Raw genomic sequence first — 14,884 nt, forward strand, 5'->3', positions numbered from 1 at the left:
CTCATGATCTCCACTTGATCAACCATCACCACCGCGGGGTGGAGCAGCCCGGTAGCTCGTCAGGCTCATAACCTGAAGGTCACAGGTTCAAATCCTGTCCCCGCATCCCATTCACACGACAAAACCCCCAAGGCCTTGGCCATTGGGGGTTTTGTCGTTGATGGCCGGGTGCCTGAGCCGGAAGCCGTTCGTAGGATCTTCATACGCCGGCCACCCCGCCCCAGTCGCTCGACCGCCCATTGAGGGAACACGGCGGCCCGCATCGGCTTCTCCTTCACCCCTGGTCAGCACAACCGGCGCCTCCCGCGGTGCAAAATCCAACGTCTCGGCACTTCCGACGCCGCCCTCCCGCCCCCTGCACAAAGAAAAAGCCGAGGCCCCAGAAGGGCCCCGGCTTCACCCACTCACGGCGCTCACCAGAAAACTAGGCCGTCACCCCGTACTGCACCGAATGCAGCCGCTGGTAGAGACCCGGCTGGGTGACCAGCTCGTCATGGCGGCCGCGGGCGACGATGCCGCTCTGGTCCACCACCACGATGCAGTCGGCGTTGCGGATGGTGGCCAGGCGATGGGCGATCACCAGGGTGGTGCGGCCCTCGGCCAGCTCGGTCAGAGATTGCTGGATGGCGCGCTCCGTCTCGGTATCAAGGGCCGAGGTCGCCTCGTCCAGGATCAGGATCGGCGGGTTCTTCAGGAAGATCCGGGCAATGGCCAGGCGCTGCTTCTGACCGCCCGAGAGCTTCACCCCCCGCTCGCCGATCACCGTATCCAGCCCCTCCGGTAGGGCCTCGATGACACTCTCCAGCCGGGCACGGCGGGCGGCCTCCAGCACCTCGGCCTCCGAGGCGCCGAGACGGCCGTAGGAGATGTTCTCCCGCAGCGTGCCGGCGAACAGGAAGACATCCTGCTGCACGATGCCGATCTGCTGGCGCAGCGAGGCAAGCGTCATGCTGCGGATGTCGATCCCGTCGATGGTGATGCGCCCGGCCTGGATCTCGTAGAAGCGTGGCAGCAGGGAGCAGAGCGTCGTCTTGCCGGCGCCGGAGGGGCCGACAAAGGCCACCGTCTCGCCGGCGCGGATCGAGAGCTCCACCCCCTCCAGCACCGGCCGGTCCGGCCCATAGCCGAAGCTGACGCCCTCGTAGCGGATCTCGCCGCGCAGCGCGGTCACGGCCTGGGCATCGGGGGCATCCGCGATGTCCGGCGCGGTATCGAGCAGCTCGGTATAGCGGCGGAAGCCGGCGACGCCCTTGGGGTAGGTCTCCAGCACGGCGCTGATCTTCTCGATCGGGCGGAAGAAGACATTCACCAGCAGCAGGAAGCCGACGAACTCGCCATTGCTCAGGCCACCCTGGATGACGAAATAGGCGCCAGCGATCATGACGATCATCTGGGTCAGCCGCATGCCCAGGTAGTTCAGCGAGGTGCTGGCCGCCATGATGCGATAGGCGTCCAGCTTGGTGCGGCGGTAGCTGAGGTTGTCGCGGGCGAAGAGGGCGCGCTCATGCGCCTCGTTGCCGAAGGCCTGGACCACGCGGATGCCGCCGACGGCCTCCTCAATGCGGGCATTGAAGGCGCCGACCCGGCCATAGATCTCGCGCCAGGTGCGGGTCAGGCCGGCGCCGTAATGCGCCGAGGCCCAGGCGATGCCGGGCACCACCAGCGTGGTCAGCAGGGCCAGCGGCCAGTGCAGGGAGAACATCAGCGCGAAGGCGCCGAGCAGCGTCATGACCGCGATGAACAGGTCTTCCGGCCCGTGATGGGCGACCTCGCCGACCTCTTCCAGGTCGCGGGTGACGCGGGTCACCAGATGGCCCGTCTTCTGGTTGTCGTACCAACCGAACGACAGCTTCTGCAGATGGTCGAAGGCCTTGCGGCGCATCTCCGTCTCGATGTTGATGCCCAGCGCATGACCCCAATAGGTCACGATCGCCATCAGCCCGGTGTTCAGCACATAGATGCCGAGCAGCCCGGCGGCGGCGGCCAGGATCAGCCCCCAGTTCTGCCCGGGCAGCAGCTGGTCGACGAAGAGCTTCACCGCGATGGGAAAGCCGAGCTCGAGCAGGCCGGCCAGCACGGCGCAGGAGAAGTCGAGCAGGAAGAGGCCCTTATGGGGCCTGTAATAGGCGAAGAAGCGCCGCAGCATGGGTCGATCCGGCCGGAGGAGACAGCGCCGCAGCGGGTTCGCCGCGGCGCTGCCCGGTATCCGGCCGGAATGCCGGACGGGTCAACCGCCCATCCGGGGCAGGGGACGCCTGCTCAGCCCAGTCCCGAAAGGTTCATCGGCTCGGCGATCCAGTCATAGCCTTCGCCGGCCTTGGCGACATGGCCGAGGCCCGGCCAGGGGAAGTGGTAGGACAGGATGGCGTGCCGGTCGGTGGCCAGCCGGTCCAGCATGCGCGAGCGGCTCTGCGCCGACAGCTTCGGGTCGGTGTCGAAGGAGAATTCCCACATCGGCTTCTTCAGCAGCAGGATGTGGTGATGTGCCAGGTCGCCGGTGTTCACCATGGTCTGGTTGCCGGAGGTGATGGCATAGACATGGTGCCCCACCGTATGCCCGGGCGCGGCCATGGCGACGATGCCCGGCGCCACCTCCTTGCCGTCCTGCACCATGATCATGCGGTCGCGATAGGCCGAGAGGTTCTTCTTCGCCCCGTCGATGAAGGGGGTCATGAAGTCGGGGCCGCGCTTGTTGTTGTCATCCGTCCAGTAGCGCAGATCGGCCTCGCTCAAGGCCACCTGGGCATTGGGGAAGACCTTGGCGCCGCTGGCATCGGTCAGGCCCCAGCAATGGTCGCAATGGGCATGGGTCAGCACCACCAGGTCGATCTGCTCCGGCTGGATGCCGGCGGCGCGCATGTTCTCCAGCATCTTGCCGGTGGTCGGGCCGAACATCTTGCTGGCCGGCCCCATGCTGTCGCCCATCCCGGTGTCGAACAGGATCAGCTGCTTGCCGGTGTTCAGCACCAGGATGTTCTGCTCCAGCGTCGCGGCGTCCGGCGGCAGGAAGGCGCCTTCCAGCAGGCCGACAATCTCGGCCGGCGGCGAGGCCGGGAAGGCCGGCACCGGCTTGCCCAGCGGCAGGCGGCCGTCGGAGATCACCGTCGCCTCGAATTCACCGAAGCGGAAGCGGTGCCAGGCCGGCGGCAGGCTGTTGAGGAAGGGCGCCGCGGCCTCGGCCGGGCGGCTGCCCAGGCTGGAGAGCAGCGGCGTGGCAGCCAGCGCGGCGGCGCCGGCCACCAGGCCGCGCCGTGTCATCGATATCATCAGGACTTCCTCCCCCGTCATTCTGCGGGATTGCCGCGCCGCCGTTCGAGCCGCGGCGCCGGGCCAGCCGAGCACATTCCCGGCGGGGCCCGCAACGTCCGGCTTAACAATTTTTACGGCGGGGCCGGTGGCCGGTCAGGCCTGAGGCAGATCAGGCCCTATGCAGCAGATGCGTCATGGCGGCGGTGCCCAGCACCGGCACTAGCAGATTGGCGACCGGCACCAGGGCCAGGCCGGCCAGCGCCGCGCCGATCGCCAGGATCTGGACGCGGCGGCGGCGGCGCAGCGCCTGGCTGTCGGCCACGCTCATCCGCCGCTGCGCCACGCCGTCGAAGAAGCCATAGCCGAGCGACACGGCGGCCAGCAGCCAGTAGATGACGACGCCGATGGGCGGCGCCGCCAGCGCCAGTGGCAACAGCGCCAGGCTGATCACCAGGAAGCGCAGCCCGAGGCTCAGCCCGGCCCAGGCCTGGCCCGCGATCGAGGCGCCGGCGGCCGCCGGCAGGCCCGGGTAGAAGCGGCGCTCCACCGCCTCCGCCACCTCGTCGGAGAACAGGCCGGTGATGCCCATCATGACCGGCACGAATAGCCAGAAGGTGCTGACCAGCACCAGCAGCCCGCCCAGCAGCCCGGCCAGGGTGGCGAGCCAGCCGGTGCCGCCGGCCAGCCAGCCGACGCCCCAGTCGGCCAGCCAGGCCAGCCCGGCGAAGGCCAGCAGGGCGACCCCCAGCCCCTTCAGCAGCGGCCGGCGGAACGCGGGATCATCGAGCTGCTTCAGCGGCAGCAGCAGGCTGGCGGGCACGGCCTTCATCGCGCGGCGATCTCCTGGCGGCGGGGATGGGATGGATGTGGCCCTGGCGGCCTCCCGCCACAATGCGCGGCCCCACGGGCCCGGCGTCAGAACAGGGCCTCCTCCGCCGCCATCAGCGTCGCTGGCCCGGCGGCGATGGCGGCGGCCAGGGCGGCGCTCTGCGGCAGGATGCGGGCGAAGAAGAAGCCAGCGCCCTCCCGCCAGCGGCGGTGCTGCGGCCGGTCGGAGGCGGCCGCCGCCTGGCGCAGCCGCAGCCACATCCAGCCCAGCGCGACCAGGGCGAAGAGCCGCAGATATTCGGCCGCCGCGGCCCCCGCCTCGGCGGCGCCGGCGCCATCGCGCTGCAGCTGGCGGGTGGCGGCTTCCAGCCGGTCCAGCGCTTCCGCCAGGGCGGGCTCGCCGGCGCCCTGGGCCAGGCTGGCGCGGACCAGGGCGAAGAAGCGGTGGGGCAGGGCGCCGCCCTCGGCCGCCAGCTTGCGGGTCGCCAGGTCCATCGCCTGGACGCCGTTGGTGCCCTCGTAGATCTGCGCGATGCGGGCGTCGCGCACCATCTGCTCGAGGCCGTTGTCGCGCACATAGCCATGCCCGCCCAGCACCTGCTGGCCGAGCACCGTTGCCTCGAAGCCGAGATCGGTGAAGGCGGCCTTCACCACCGGCGTCAGCAGGGCGACCAGCCCGTCGGCCTCGGCATCCCCGGCCTCGGCGCGGTCGAGCTGCAGCGCCAGCCACAGCGCCAGCGCCCGCCCGGCGGTGGTGAAGCCGCGGATGGTCAGCAGCATGCGCCGCACATCGGGATGCGCCAGGATCGGCTGCGCCGCGCCTTCCGCCTGGCCCGGCGCACGGCCCTGGCGGCGGTTGCGGGCATAATCGGCGGCGGCCTGGCCGGCGGCCTCGGCGATGCCCAGGCCCTGGATGCCGACGAACAGCCGCTCGGCATTCATCATGGTGAACATCGCCGCCAGCCCGCGATGCGGCGCGCCGACCAGCCAGCCCGTGGCGCCGTCGTAATGCATGACGCAGGTGGGCGAGGCATGGATGCCCATCTTCCGCTCCAGCGCCCCGGCGGCCATGGCGTTGCGCTGACCGGGCCGGCCCTGCGCATCAGGCAGGAATTTCGGCACCAGCACCAGGCTGATCCCGCGCACGCCGGGGGGGGCGTCGGGCAGCCGCGCCAGCACCAGATGGATGATGTTCTCCGCCAGGTCGTGATCGCCGGCGGTGATGAAGATCTTGCTGCCGGTCACGGCGAGGCTGCCATCGGGGCGCGGCACCGCCCGGGTGGTCAGCAGGCCGAGATCGGTGCCGGCCTGCGCCTCGGTCAGCGCCATGGCGCCGGCCCATGCGCCGGAGACCAGCTTCGGCAGATAGGCGTCCTGCAGTGCCGGCGCGGCGTGGCGGGCGATCGCCTCGGCGGCGCCACGGGTCAGGCCGGGGAACAGGCCGAAGGAGAAATTCGTCGCGGCGATCATCTCGTCCAGCGCCAGCTGCGCCAGCCGCGGCATGGCCTGGCCGCCCCAGCGCTCGGGCTGCGACAGCGCCGGCCAGCCGGCCGCGACGAACTGCCGGTAGGCCTCCGGGAAGCCGGCGGGGGTGCGCACCGCGCCCTGCTCGATCCGGCAGCCCTCGGCATCGCCGGAGGCGTTCAGTGGCGCCAGCACCCGCGTCGCGAAGCGGCCGCCTTCCTCCAGCACCGCCTCCAGCGTCGGCAGGTCGAGCCCCTCTGCCTCGGCGGCCAGCACCTCGCGGAGGATGGCCAGAAACTCGGCAACGGGCGGTTCATAGGCGGGCATCGGCGCTTCCCCTGGCGGCTGCTTGGCCACCAGCCGACACCGCGACACGCCGTGCCGTCAATCATCCGGCCGCAGCACCTCGATCAGCGCCTCGGCCGCCGGGGAGAGGCTGGCACCGCGCCGCTGCAGCAGCACGATGCGCCGGCGCAGCAAGGGGCTGTCCACCGGCCGCGTCGCCAGGCGCGGCGCGACGCGCAGGTCCATGGCGCTGGCCGGCAGCAGCCCGACGCCCAGCCCCGCCCGCACCAGCGCCACCGCCGTGCTCATATAGGTCGCCTCATAGGCCGGGCGCGGCGCCAGCCCGGCGCTGGCGAAGGCGGCCTCGGCCAGCGCCCGCAGGCTGCTCTCGGGGTCGGTCAGCACCAGGGGCGTCGCCGCCAGCTCTTCCAGCGTCAGGCGCGGCCGGGCGGCCAGCGGATGGCCCGGCGGCAGCACGGCGACCAGCTCGTCCTCGAACAAGGGAGTCTCGGCCAGCTCGGGGTCGGGGGCGGTGGCATGGCCGATGCCGAGCTCGGCGCTGCCCTCCTTGACCAGCGCGCCGACCCGCTTCGCCACCGCATCGCGCAGCATGACGCGGATGCCGGGATGCGCTGCCCGCAGCCGCGCCAGCGCCCCCGGCAGCAGCGTCGCCGCGACCGAGGGCAGCACCGCCAGATGCACCACCCCCGCCCGCCGCGCCGCCTGTTCCCGTGCGCCATCCACCACGGCATCCAGCTCCGCCAGGATGCGGCCGAAGCTTTCGGCCAGCGCCGCCCCCGCCGCCGTCGGCCGGGCGCCGCGTGCCGTGCGGTCGAACAGGGAAACGCCCAGCGCCTGCTCCAGCTCGCGGATCTGCACGGTCAGCGCCGGCTGCGACAGGTGCAGCCGCAGCGCGGCGCGGCCGAAGCTGCCGGTCTCCACCGCGGCGGTCAGGGCGCGGAGCTGGCGGATCGAGGGGGTCATTGGCTTTTCTTATGACTGGCCCCGGAAATCTTCAATTGCCTGATGGGTCGCGGCACCGCTTCATGGCAGCCAGGAAAGAAACAAGGCCGCCCTTGCCGGCCGAGAGGGTCCAGGAACGATGCACACCATTCAACGCCGCGCCCTGCTGGGCACCGGCCTCGGCCTGCTGGCCGCCCCCGCCACTCTGCGCGCCCAGGCTGCCGCCTGGCCGAGCCGCGCCATCCGCATGGTGGTGCCCTTCGGCGCCGGCACCAGCACCGACATCATGACGCGGCTGGTCAGCCAGCGGATGTCGGCGACGCTGGGCCAGCCGATCGTGGTGGAGAACCGCGCCGGCGCCGGCGGCGTGGTCGGCAGCGACGGCGTCGCCAAGTCGGCGCCCGATGGCTACACCCTCTGCATGGGCAGCATCGCCTCGCATTCGGTGAATATGTCGCTGATGCCGAACATGCCCTATGACGTGCTGCGCGACTTCGTGCCGATCAGCCTGGTGACCAACGCGCCGAACCTGCTGGTGATCTCGCCGAAGATCCCGGCCAAGACGCTGCCCGAGTTCATTGCCTGGGCGAAGGGGCAGCGCAACGGCGTCAGCTATGCCTCGGCCGGCAACGGCACCTCCAGCCACCTGGCGGGCGAGCTGCTGAAGATGAAGACCGGCGCACCCTTCGAGCATGTGCCCTACCGCTCCGGCTCGCAGGCGGTGACCGACGTGGTCGCCGGCAATGTTCCGATGATCGTCTATCAGGTGACCGCCGTGCTGCCCTTCGTGAAGGACGGCACTTTGCGGGCGCTGGCCGCGACCTCGGCCCAGCGGCTGGAGCTGACGCCGGACATCCCCACCGCCATCGAGCAGGGCATCGCCGATTTCGATGTCTCCGCCTGGCACGGCCTCTTCGCGCCGGCGAAGCTGCCGGATGCCATCCGCGACCGCATCTATGGCGCGCTGAAGGAAGCGGTGAACGCGCCCGACCTGCGCGCCCAGCTGCTCGACCAGGGCCTGCTGCCGGTGGCCATGCCGCCGGCCGAGTTCCGCCCCTGGCTGGAGGCCGATATCGCCAAGTGGCGCGAGGTGGTGCGCGTCTCCGGCGCCAAGGCGGATTGAGCATGTCGGACGCTTTGCTCCGCATCGGCTGCGGCTCCGGCTTCTCGGGCGACCGGCTGGATGCGCCGGGCCCGGTGGTCGATGCGCTGATCGCCGCCGGCGGCCCCGCCGCGCTGATGCTGGAAGTGTTGGGCGAGCGCACCCTGGCGCTGGCCCAGCGCGAGCGGCTGACGCAACCCGAGGCCGGCTTCGAGCCGGCGCTGGTCGCCCTGCTGCGCCCGATCCTGGCCCGTTGCGCCCAACACGGCATCCCCATCGTCACCAATGGCGGCGCGGCCAATCCGCGCGGCGCGGCGAAGGCGGCGCTGGCGCTGGCGAGGGAGCTCGGCCTGCCGGCGCTGCGCGTCGCGATCGTCGAGGGCGACGACATCCGCGGCAGCGGCGCGCTGACCGACCTCGACCCCTGGGAGGGCGATGCCGGCGCGGTGCTCGACCCGGCGCGGGTGATCGCCGCCAATGTCTATCTCGGCGCCGCGCCGATCGCGGAGGCCCTGCGCCAGGGCGCGCAGCTGGTCATCACCGGCCGCTGCTCCGACCCGGCGCTGGCGCTCGGGCCCATGCTGGCGCATTTCGGCTGGGCCGAGGATGACTGGGACCGCCTGGCCGCCGGCACCATGGCCGGCCACCTGCTGGAATGCGGCGCCCAGGTCACCGGCGGCTATTTCGCCGATCCGGGCACCAAGGATGTCGCGGGCATGGCCGAGATCGGCTTCCCCATCGCGGAGATCTCTGCCGATGGCAGCATCCTGATCACCAAGCCCGCCGGCACCGGTGGCCTGGTCGACCGCCGCACGGTGACCGAGCAGCTGCTCTACGAGCTGCACGACCCTGGCGCCTATCTGACCCCCGATGTGATCCTCGACATCACGGGCGTCGCCGTCACGGAGGAAGCCCCCGACCGTGTCCGCGTCACCGGCGCCCGGGGCCGGCCGCGCCCGCCGACCCTGAAGGCCACCGTCAGCCTGCCCGGCGGCTGGCTGGGCGAGGGCGAGATCTCCTATGCCGGGCCGAATTGCCGCGCCCGCGCGGAGCTGGCCGGCCGCACCCTGCAGGATCGCCTGAAGAAGCTCGGCCTTGAAGGCCAGGCGCGGCTCGACCTGATCGGCGTGGTCAGCGTCTTCGGCGGCGATGCCGGCGTGCCGGCGGGGCTCGAGGACCTGGCACCGCCCGATATCCGCCTGCGCCTGGCGGTTGCAACCGACGACCGCGCCACCGCCGAATCCGCCGTCCGGGAAGTACTGTCGCTCTATTGCTGCGGCCCGGCCGGCGGCGGCGGCGTGCGCAGCCGCGTGGTCGACCGCATCCGCACGCTCTCCTTCCTGGTGCCGCGCGAGCGCCTCGCCCCGCGCGTCACCCTGCTGACCCTGGAGGACGCGGCATGAGCCGGCTCCCGCTGTACCGCCTGGCGCATGCCCGCGCCGGCGACAAGGGCAACCGCCTGAACCTGTCGCTGATCGCGCATGACCGGGCGCATTACCAGCACCTCGCCGCGCAGGTGACCGAGGCCAAGGTGCTGGCCCGCTTCGCCCATCGCGGCGCCACCGCCGTCCGCCGCTATGACCTGCCCCATCTTGGCGCCTTCAACTTCGTCATCGAGGACGTGCTGCAGGGCGGCGTCAACGGGGCGCTGAATCTCGATGGGCACGGGAAGTCGCTTTCTTTCCACTTGCTCGGGATGGAGGTGGACGCGCCACAGTAAGCAAGGCTGGGGGAAGGAATTCCCCCCGCAAACCTATAGGTTTGCGCCCGTCTTTTTATGTCAGTTGGAATCAAGACGTGCCCAGGGGCGTCGTGAACGATCGGCCTGGGCGAAGGCACGGATCGCCCCGGCATGGCTCAGGGTCAGGTCGATGTCGCTCCAGCCGTTCAGCAGCTTCACCCGCCACACCGGATCGATGCGGAACGGGAAGACGGCATCGCCCGCCACCACCTGGCAGGCCTCCAGATCGACGCACACGGTATCGGCCTCCAGCAAGGCCTCGACGCACGCCTCGTCGACCACCGCCGGCAGCAGCCCGTTGTTGACCGCATTGCCCGCAAAAATATCGCCGAAGCTGGGGGCGATGACGCAGCGGAAGCCGGCATCCACCAGCGCATAGACCGCCGCCTCCCGCGACGAGCCGCTGCCGAAATTGCGCCGCGCCACCATCACCTGCGCGCCTTGGGTCAAAGCCTCGTCCACCGGGTTCACGCGCGGCGCCGCCGTTTCGTCGAAGCGCGTGTCGTACAGAAGAAAGTTGCCATAGCCCTCGCTGCGCGGCCGCTTCATGAAGCGCGCCGGGATCAGCTGGTCGGTGTCGATATTGGCCTGCGGCAGCGCGCAGACCGGCGCGCTCACCTGGCGGAACGGCCGCATCATCCGCGTGCCTCCAGGAAGTCGCGGACGTCGGCAAGGTGGCCGGCCACCGCCGCCGCCGCCGCCATCGCCGGCGACATCAGATGCGTGCGCGCCCCCGGGCCCTGGCGGCCCTTGAAGTTGCGGTTGGTGGTCGAGGCGCAGCGCTCGCCGGGCGGCACCAGGTCGCCATTCATGCCGACGCACATCGAGCAGCCGGCCTCCGCCCAGTCCAGCCCGGCGGCGCGGAACACCCGGTCCAGCCCTTCCTGCTCGGCCTGCTGCTTCACCAGGGTCGAGCCGGGCGAGACCAGCCCCGGCACCACCGCCCGCCGCCCTGCCAGCACGGCGGCGGCGGCGCGCAGATCCTCGATTCGCGCATTGGTGCAGGAGCCGATGAACACCCGGTCGATGCGGATCGTCTGCAGCTGCTGCCCCGGCCGCAGCCCCATATAGTCCAGCGCGTCGCGGATCTGCGCCGCTCGCGCCGGCGTGGCCGCCATGGCCGGGTCGGGCAGGGCGGCGGTGACCGGCAGCGCATCCTCCGGCGTCACCCCCCAGGTCACCACCGGCGCGATGCCGGCGGCATCCAGGCGATGCTCGGCGTCGAACGCGGCATCGGCATCGCCGGGCAGCATCGACCAGGCCTCGACCGCGGCGTCGAAATCGGCGGGGGCGAAGGGGCGGCCGCGCAGATAGGCGAAGGTGGTGGCGTCGGGCGCCACCATGCCGCAGCGCGCGCCGCTCTCGATCGCCAGGTTGCACAGCGTCATCCGCCCCTCCATCGACAGCGCCCGCACCGCGCTGCCGGCATATTCCACCGCATGGCCCTGCGCCCCGTCGGCGCCGAGCCGCGCGACGATGGCCAGCGCCAGGTCCTTGGCGGCGGTGCCGGGCGGCAGGGTGCCCTCCACCACCACCCGCATCCGCTTCGGCCGGCGCTGCCACAACGTCTGCGTCATCAGCACATGCGCCACCTCGGAGGCGCCGATGCCGAAGGCCAGCGCCCCGAAGGCGCCATGCGTCGAGGTGTGGCTGTCGCCGCAGACGATGCTCAGCCCCGGCAGGGTCAGCCCCTGTTCCGGCCCGACCACGTGCACGATGCCCTGGCGCGGATCGCGCAGCCCGAACAGCCGGGTGCCATGCGCGGCGGCATTCGCCTCCAGCCCCGCCACCATGCCGGCGATGCCGGCGTCAGGGATGGTGCGGCCCGGCGTCCGCGTCGGCACGTAATGGTCGGCGACACCGATGCTGAGCGACGGCTCGGCCACCCTGGCGCCCCGCGCGCGCAGCTGCGCGAAGGCATGGTGGGAGCCCTCGTGGAAGAAATGCCGGTCGATCCACAGCAGGCTCTGCCCGTCCTCGCGCGTCAGCACGACATGCGCGTCCCACAGCCTGTCGAACAGCGTGCGCGGCGCGGCCATGCTCAGGCGGCCGCCAGCTCGGCCAGCACCGCCTCGGTATCAGCGCCAAGCCTCGGGGCCGGGGCCAGCCAGTGCCCCAGCCCGGGCAGCGCCGGCATCGGCAGGGCGCCGAGCTCCGGCTGCTGCAGCAGCGCGGTGGCGCCGACCGCCTGGACATGCCGGTCGGCCAGGAAGTCCAGCGGCGCATAGACCCGCTCGGCCAGCAGCCGCGCGGCACCCAGTTTTTCGAGCCAGTGGCTGGCGGGATGCTGCAGGAATGCCTCGCGCAGCAGCGGCAGCAGGGCGTCGCGATGGACGTCGCGTGTGGCGAAGCTGGCGAAGCGCGGATCCTCCGGCAGCTGCGGCAGGCCCAGCACGCCGCAGAGCGCGACGAACTCCGCCTCGCGCACCAGCGCCACCATCACCCAGGCGCCGCAGGCGGTGCGGTAGCTGCCGGCCGGCACGTTCAGCGAGGGCGGCGCCTGGCCGAGCAGACCGGCCTCGGCCAATGGCATCACCAGCATCGCCGCCATGCCCGCCATCAGCGAGATGTCGAGATGCCGCTGCCGCGGCGCCGCCTCCAGCGCCCGCTCGGCCAGCGCCGTCTGCACCGCCGAGAAGGCGGTGAGCCCGGTCACCACATCGACCACCAGGGTGCCGACCTTGTGCGGCGTGCCGTCGGCGCCGGCATTCAGCGCCACCAGCCCGGAGAAGGCCTGGGCCACCGAATCCGTGCAGGGCCGCTCGGCATAGGGCCCCTGCTGCCCGAAGCCGGAAATGGACAGGCAGATGGTGCGCGGCCCGGCATTCTCCGGCCCCAGCCCGATGCGCGCGGCGACGCCGGGCCGGAAGGCCTCGATCAGCACGTCGGCGCGGCCGGCCAGGGCGCGGGCGGTGGCGCGGCCGGACTCGCTCTTCAGGTCGAGGACGATGCTGCGCTTGCCGCGGTTGAACGAGGTGTGCATCACCGACTGGCCCTCGGCGCGGGTCGAGAGGCCGCGCGACCAGTCGCCCTCGGGCGGCTCCAGCTTGATCACCTCGGCCCCGGCGGCGGCCAGCAGCATGGCGCAATAGGGGCCGGCGATGCCCTGGCTGGCATCCAGCACCCGCAAGCCGGCATAGGGGCCGCGGCGCTGCTGCAGCGTTTCCTGCATTGTGTTCCCTCCGTCTGTCGGCCGATCATCCGGCCAAAGAACGACGAGGGGAAGGAACAACCGGATGACCGAGATCACCCGACGCGCCGCCTGCACGGCGGCCGCGCTGCTGCCGCTGGCCGCCACCGGCCGCGCGGCCCGTGCCGAGGCCGCCTGGCCGCCGCGCTCCGTCCGGCTGGTGGTGCCCTATCCGCCGGGCGGGCCCACCGACATCCTGGGCCGCGTGGTGGCGCAGGGCCTGCCGCAGGCCGGCGTGCCGAATGTCGTGGTCGACAACCGCAGCGGCGCTTCCGGCGTGATCGGCGCGGGCGAGGTGGCGCGCGCCGCCCCGGACGGCGCCACCTGGCTGGTCAATGCCTCGCTGCAGGTGATCCTGCCGCACATGAAGCCGCAGATGCCCTATGACACACTGCGCGACTTCCTGCCGGTCACCAACATCGCCCGCGTGCCGCTGATCCTGGTGGTCGATCCGCGCCTGCCGGTTCGCTCGGTGCCGGAGCTGATCGCCTGGCTGAAGGCGGAGGGCGGCAAAGTGGCCTATGGCTCGTCCGGCATCGGCGCGGCGCCGCACCTGGCGGGTGAGCTGTTCAAGCAGCTGACCGGCACCGAGATGACGCATGTGCCCTATCGAGGCTCCGGCCCGGCGCTGCAGGACCTGATGGCGGGCAATATCCAGCTGATGTTCGATTCGATGCCAAGCAGCGCCGGCGCGGTGCGCGAGGGGCAGCTGCGCGCGCTGGCCGTCAGCACCGCCACCCGCGTCGCCGCCTTCCCGGATCTGCCGACCGTCGCCGAGGCGGGCGTGCCCGGCTACGAGATCGCCACCTGGTACGGCGTCTGGGCGCCAGCCCGCACCGCGCCGGAGGTGGTGCTGAAGATGCAGCGGGCGGTCGCGGCGGTGCTGGCGACGCCCGAGGCGCGGACGCGGCTGGAGGCGCTCGGCGCCGATCCGGTGGCCGACACGCCGGAGGCCTTCGCCGACTTCACCCGTGCCGAATGGGACCGCTGGGGCAAGCTGGTGCGCGACGCCCGGATCGAAGCGCAATGAAGGCGCTGGTCTGCGACTCCTGGCGCGACTTCGACGATCTCGACCTGAAGGACATCCCGCCGCCGCCGCTGCGGCCGCGCGGCGTGCGCATACGGGTCGAGGCGGTCGGCGTCTCCTTCGCCGTGCAGCTGGTGGTGGCCGGCAAGTACCAGCGCAAGCCGCCGCTGCCCTTCAGCCCGGGCACCGAGGTGGTCGGCACCGTGATCGAGGCCGCCGCCGATGCCGAGGCGCCGCCGCCCGGCACCCGCGTCTTCGCCGTGCTCGACTGGGGCGGCATGGCGGAGGAGGTGGTCGCCGACGACATCCATGTCATGGCCCTGCCGCCCGGCCTGCCCGCCGCCGCGGCGGTGGCGCTGCCGATCAGCTATCCGACCGCCGCCGCGGCGCTGCTCTGGCGCGGCCGGCTGGCCGCCGGGCAGACGGTGCTGGTGCAGGGGGCGGGGGGTGGCGTCGGCCTCGCCGCGCTGGAGGTGGCGCGCGCCGTGGGCGCCGAGGTCATCGCCCGCGCCGGGGCGGCCAAGCACCCGATGCTGACGGCGCGCGGCGCGCTGGCAGTGCTGGACAGCGCGCAGCCCTTCCGCGCGGCGGTGGCCGAGATCACACAAGGCCGCGGCGTCGATCTCGTGGTCGACACGCTCGGCGGCGAGGCTTTCGACGAGGGGCTGCGCTGCCTGGCCGAGGGCGGCACGCTGCTGACCCTGGGCTATGCCGCCGGCGCCATCCCGCAGCTCGGCGTCAACCTGCTGCTGCTGAAGAATATCGGCGTCGCCGGGCTGAACTGGGGCACCTATATCGGCTGGTCGCCGGGCGACAACCGGCAGGTCCATGCGCCGCGCGTCCGCGCCCTGTGGCAGCAGCTGCTGGATTGGTGGGAGGCCGGCAAGCTGCGGCCCGAGCTGCATGCCGCCCTGCCGCTCGAGAATTTCCGGGAGGCCATGGCGCTGGTGCGGGGGCGCGGCGTCACCGGGCGGGTGGTGCTCTGCCCGGGCGGTACGCCGCCGGGCTGATCAAGGCCATAGCCGCGATCTATTG

The 14,884-nt window shown here is 72.0% G+C and carries 13 protein-coding genes and 1 tRNA gene; 6 read left to right on the top strand and 8 right to left on the bottom strand.

Features of this window, described 5'->3' with window-relative positions; genetic code table 11:
- The first annotated feature begins 32 nt into the window (after positions 1-32).
- Positions 33-106, top strand: a tRNA-Met gene (locus tag WFI16_RS21325).
- A gap of 318 nt (positions 107-424) precedes the next feature.
- Here WFI16_RS21325 and WFI16_RS21330 read toward each other — a convergent pair.
- From WFI16_RS21330 to WFI16_RS21350, 5 genes are all read right to left on the bottom strand, one after another.
- Entirely contained in the window at positions 425-2,146 is a 1,722-nt protein-coding gene (locus WFI16_RS21330) for an ABC transporter ATP-binding protein (RefSeq protein WP_419899877.1), read from the bottom strand.
- A gap of 113 nt (positions 2,147-2,259) precedes the next feature.
- Positions 2,260-3,267 (bottom strand): MBL fold metallo-hydrolase, encoded by a 1,008-nt coding sequence (locus WFI16_RS21335; RefSeq protein WP_419899878.1) that lies wholly within the window; start codon positions 3,265-3,267, stop codon positions 2,260-2,262.
- A gap of 151 nt (positions 3,268-3,418) precedes the next feature.
- On the bottom strand, positions 3,419-4,078 hold the full coding sequence (locus tag WFI16_RS21340; RefSeq protein ID WP_419899879.1) for an EI24 domain-containing protein: 660 nt from the start codon (positions 4,076-4,078) through the stop codon (positions 3,419-3,421).
- Positions 4,079-4,164: 86 nt separating this feature from the next.
- Positions 4,165-5,868 carry an acyl-CoA dehydrogenase gene (locus WFI16_RS21345; RefSeq protein ID WP_419899880.1) on the bottom strand — a complete coding sequence of 568 codons (1,704 nt, stop codon included), beginning with the start codon at positions 5,866-5,868 and terminating at the stop codon, positions 4,165-4,167.
- A gap of 57 nt (positions 5,869-5,925) precedes the next feature.
- Positions 5,926-6,810, bottom strand: coding sequence for a LysR family transcriptional regulator (locus tag WFI16_RS21350; RefSeq protein ID WP_419899881.1), 885 nt, complete (start codon positions 6,808-6,810; stop codon positions 5,926-5,928).
- A gap of 118 nt (positions 6,811-6,928) precedes the next feature.
- On the opposite strand from WFI16_RS21350, the gene WFI16_RS21355 reads away from it, so the two are divergent.
- From WFI16_RS21355 to WFI16_RS21365, 3 genes are read left to right on the top strand one after another with little or no spacing between them, the layout of a single operon-like run.
- Positions 6,929-7,912, top strand: coding sequence for a Bug family tripartite tricarboxylate transporter substrate binding protein (locus WFI16_RS21355; RefSeq protein WP_419899882.1), 984 nt, complete (start codon positions 6,929-6,931; stop codon positions 7,910-7,912).
- Positions 7,913-7,914: 2 nt separating this feature from the next.
- Complete coding sequence (locus WFI16_RS21360; protein ID WP_419899883.1) at positions 7,915-9,294, top strand: acyclic terpene utilization AtuA family protein; 1,380 nt, start codon at positions 7,915-7,917, stop codon at positions 9,292-9,294.
- A complete protein-coding gene (locus WFI16_RS21365) occupies positions 9,291-9,611 on the top strand; it encodes an AtuA-related protein (RefSeq protein ID WP_419899884.1) in 321 nt (106 codons plus the stop codon). Before WFI16_RS21360 ends, WFI16_RS21365 begins: the two co-directional genes overlap by 4 nt.
- A 60-nt stretch (positions 9,612-9,671) precedes the next feature.
- Here WFI16_RS21365 and leuD read toward each other — a convergent pair whose 3' ends face one another.
- Genes leuD through WFI16_RS21380 form a run of 3 tightly spaced genes read right to left on the bottom strand, consistent with a single transcriptional unit; the run spans position 9,672 to position 12,804 of the window.
- Complete coding sequence (gene leuD / locus WFI16_RS21370) at positions 9,672-10,271, bottom strand: 3-isopropylmalate dehydratase small subunit (protein WP_419899885.1); 600 nt, start codon at positions 10,269-10,271, stop codon at positions 9,672-9,674.
- The gene (leuC, locus tag WFI16_RS21375) at positions 10,268-11,671 is read right to left on the bottom strand and encodes a 3-isopropylmalate dehydratase large subunit (protein WP_419899886.1); all 1,404 of its coding nucleotides are present in this window, start codon (positions 11,669-11,671) and stop codon (positions 10,268-10,270) included. The genes leuD and leuC overlap by 4 nt, the downstream gene beginning before the upstream one ends.
- 2 nt (positions 11,672-11,673) lie before the next feature.
- On the bottom strand, positions 11,674-12,804 hold the full coding sequence (locus tag WFI16_RS21380; protein WP_419899887.1) for a CaiB/BaiF CoA transferase family protein: 1,131 nt from the start codon (positions 12,802-12,804) through the stop codon (positions 11,674-11,676).
- Positions 12,805-12,868: 64 nt separating this feature from the next.
- Between WFI16_RS21380 and WFI16_RS21385 the strand changes: the two genes are divergently transcribed.
- Both WFI16_RS21385 and WFI16_RS21390 read left to right on the top strand, forming a co-directional pair.
- Entirely contained in the window at positions 12,869-13,852 is a 984-nt protein-coding gene (locus WFI16_RS21385; RefSeq protein ID WP_419899888.1) for a Bug family tripartite tricarboxylate transporter substrate binding protein, read from the top strand.
- Positions 13,849-14,859: an NADPH:quinone oxidoreductase family protein gene (locus WFI16_RS21390; protein ID WP_419899889.1), complete on the top strand. Its 1,011-nt coding sequence runs from the start codon at positions 13,849-13,851 to the stop codon at positions 14,857-14,859. The genes WFI16_RS21385 and WFI16_RS21390 overlap by 4 nt, the downstream gene beginning before the upstream one ends.
- The last annotated feature ends 25 nt before the right edge of the window (positions 14,860-14,884 follow it).

This window comes from Roseomonas sp. USHLN139, assembly GCF_037145735.1.
Taxonomy (GTDB): domain Bacteria; phylum Pseudomonadota; class Alphaproteobacteria; order Acetobacterales; family Acetobacteraceae; genus Pseudoroseomonas.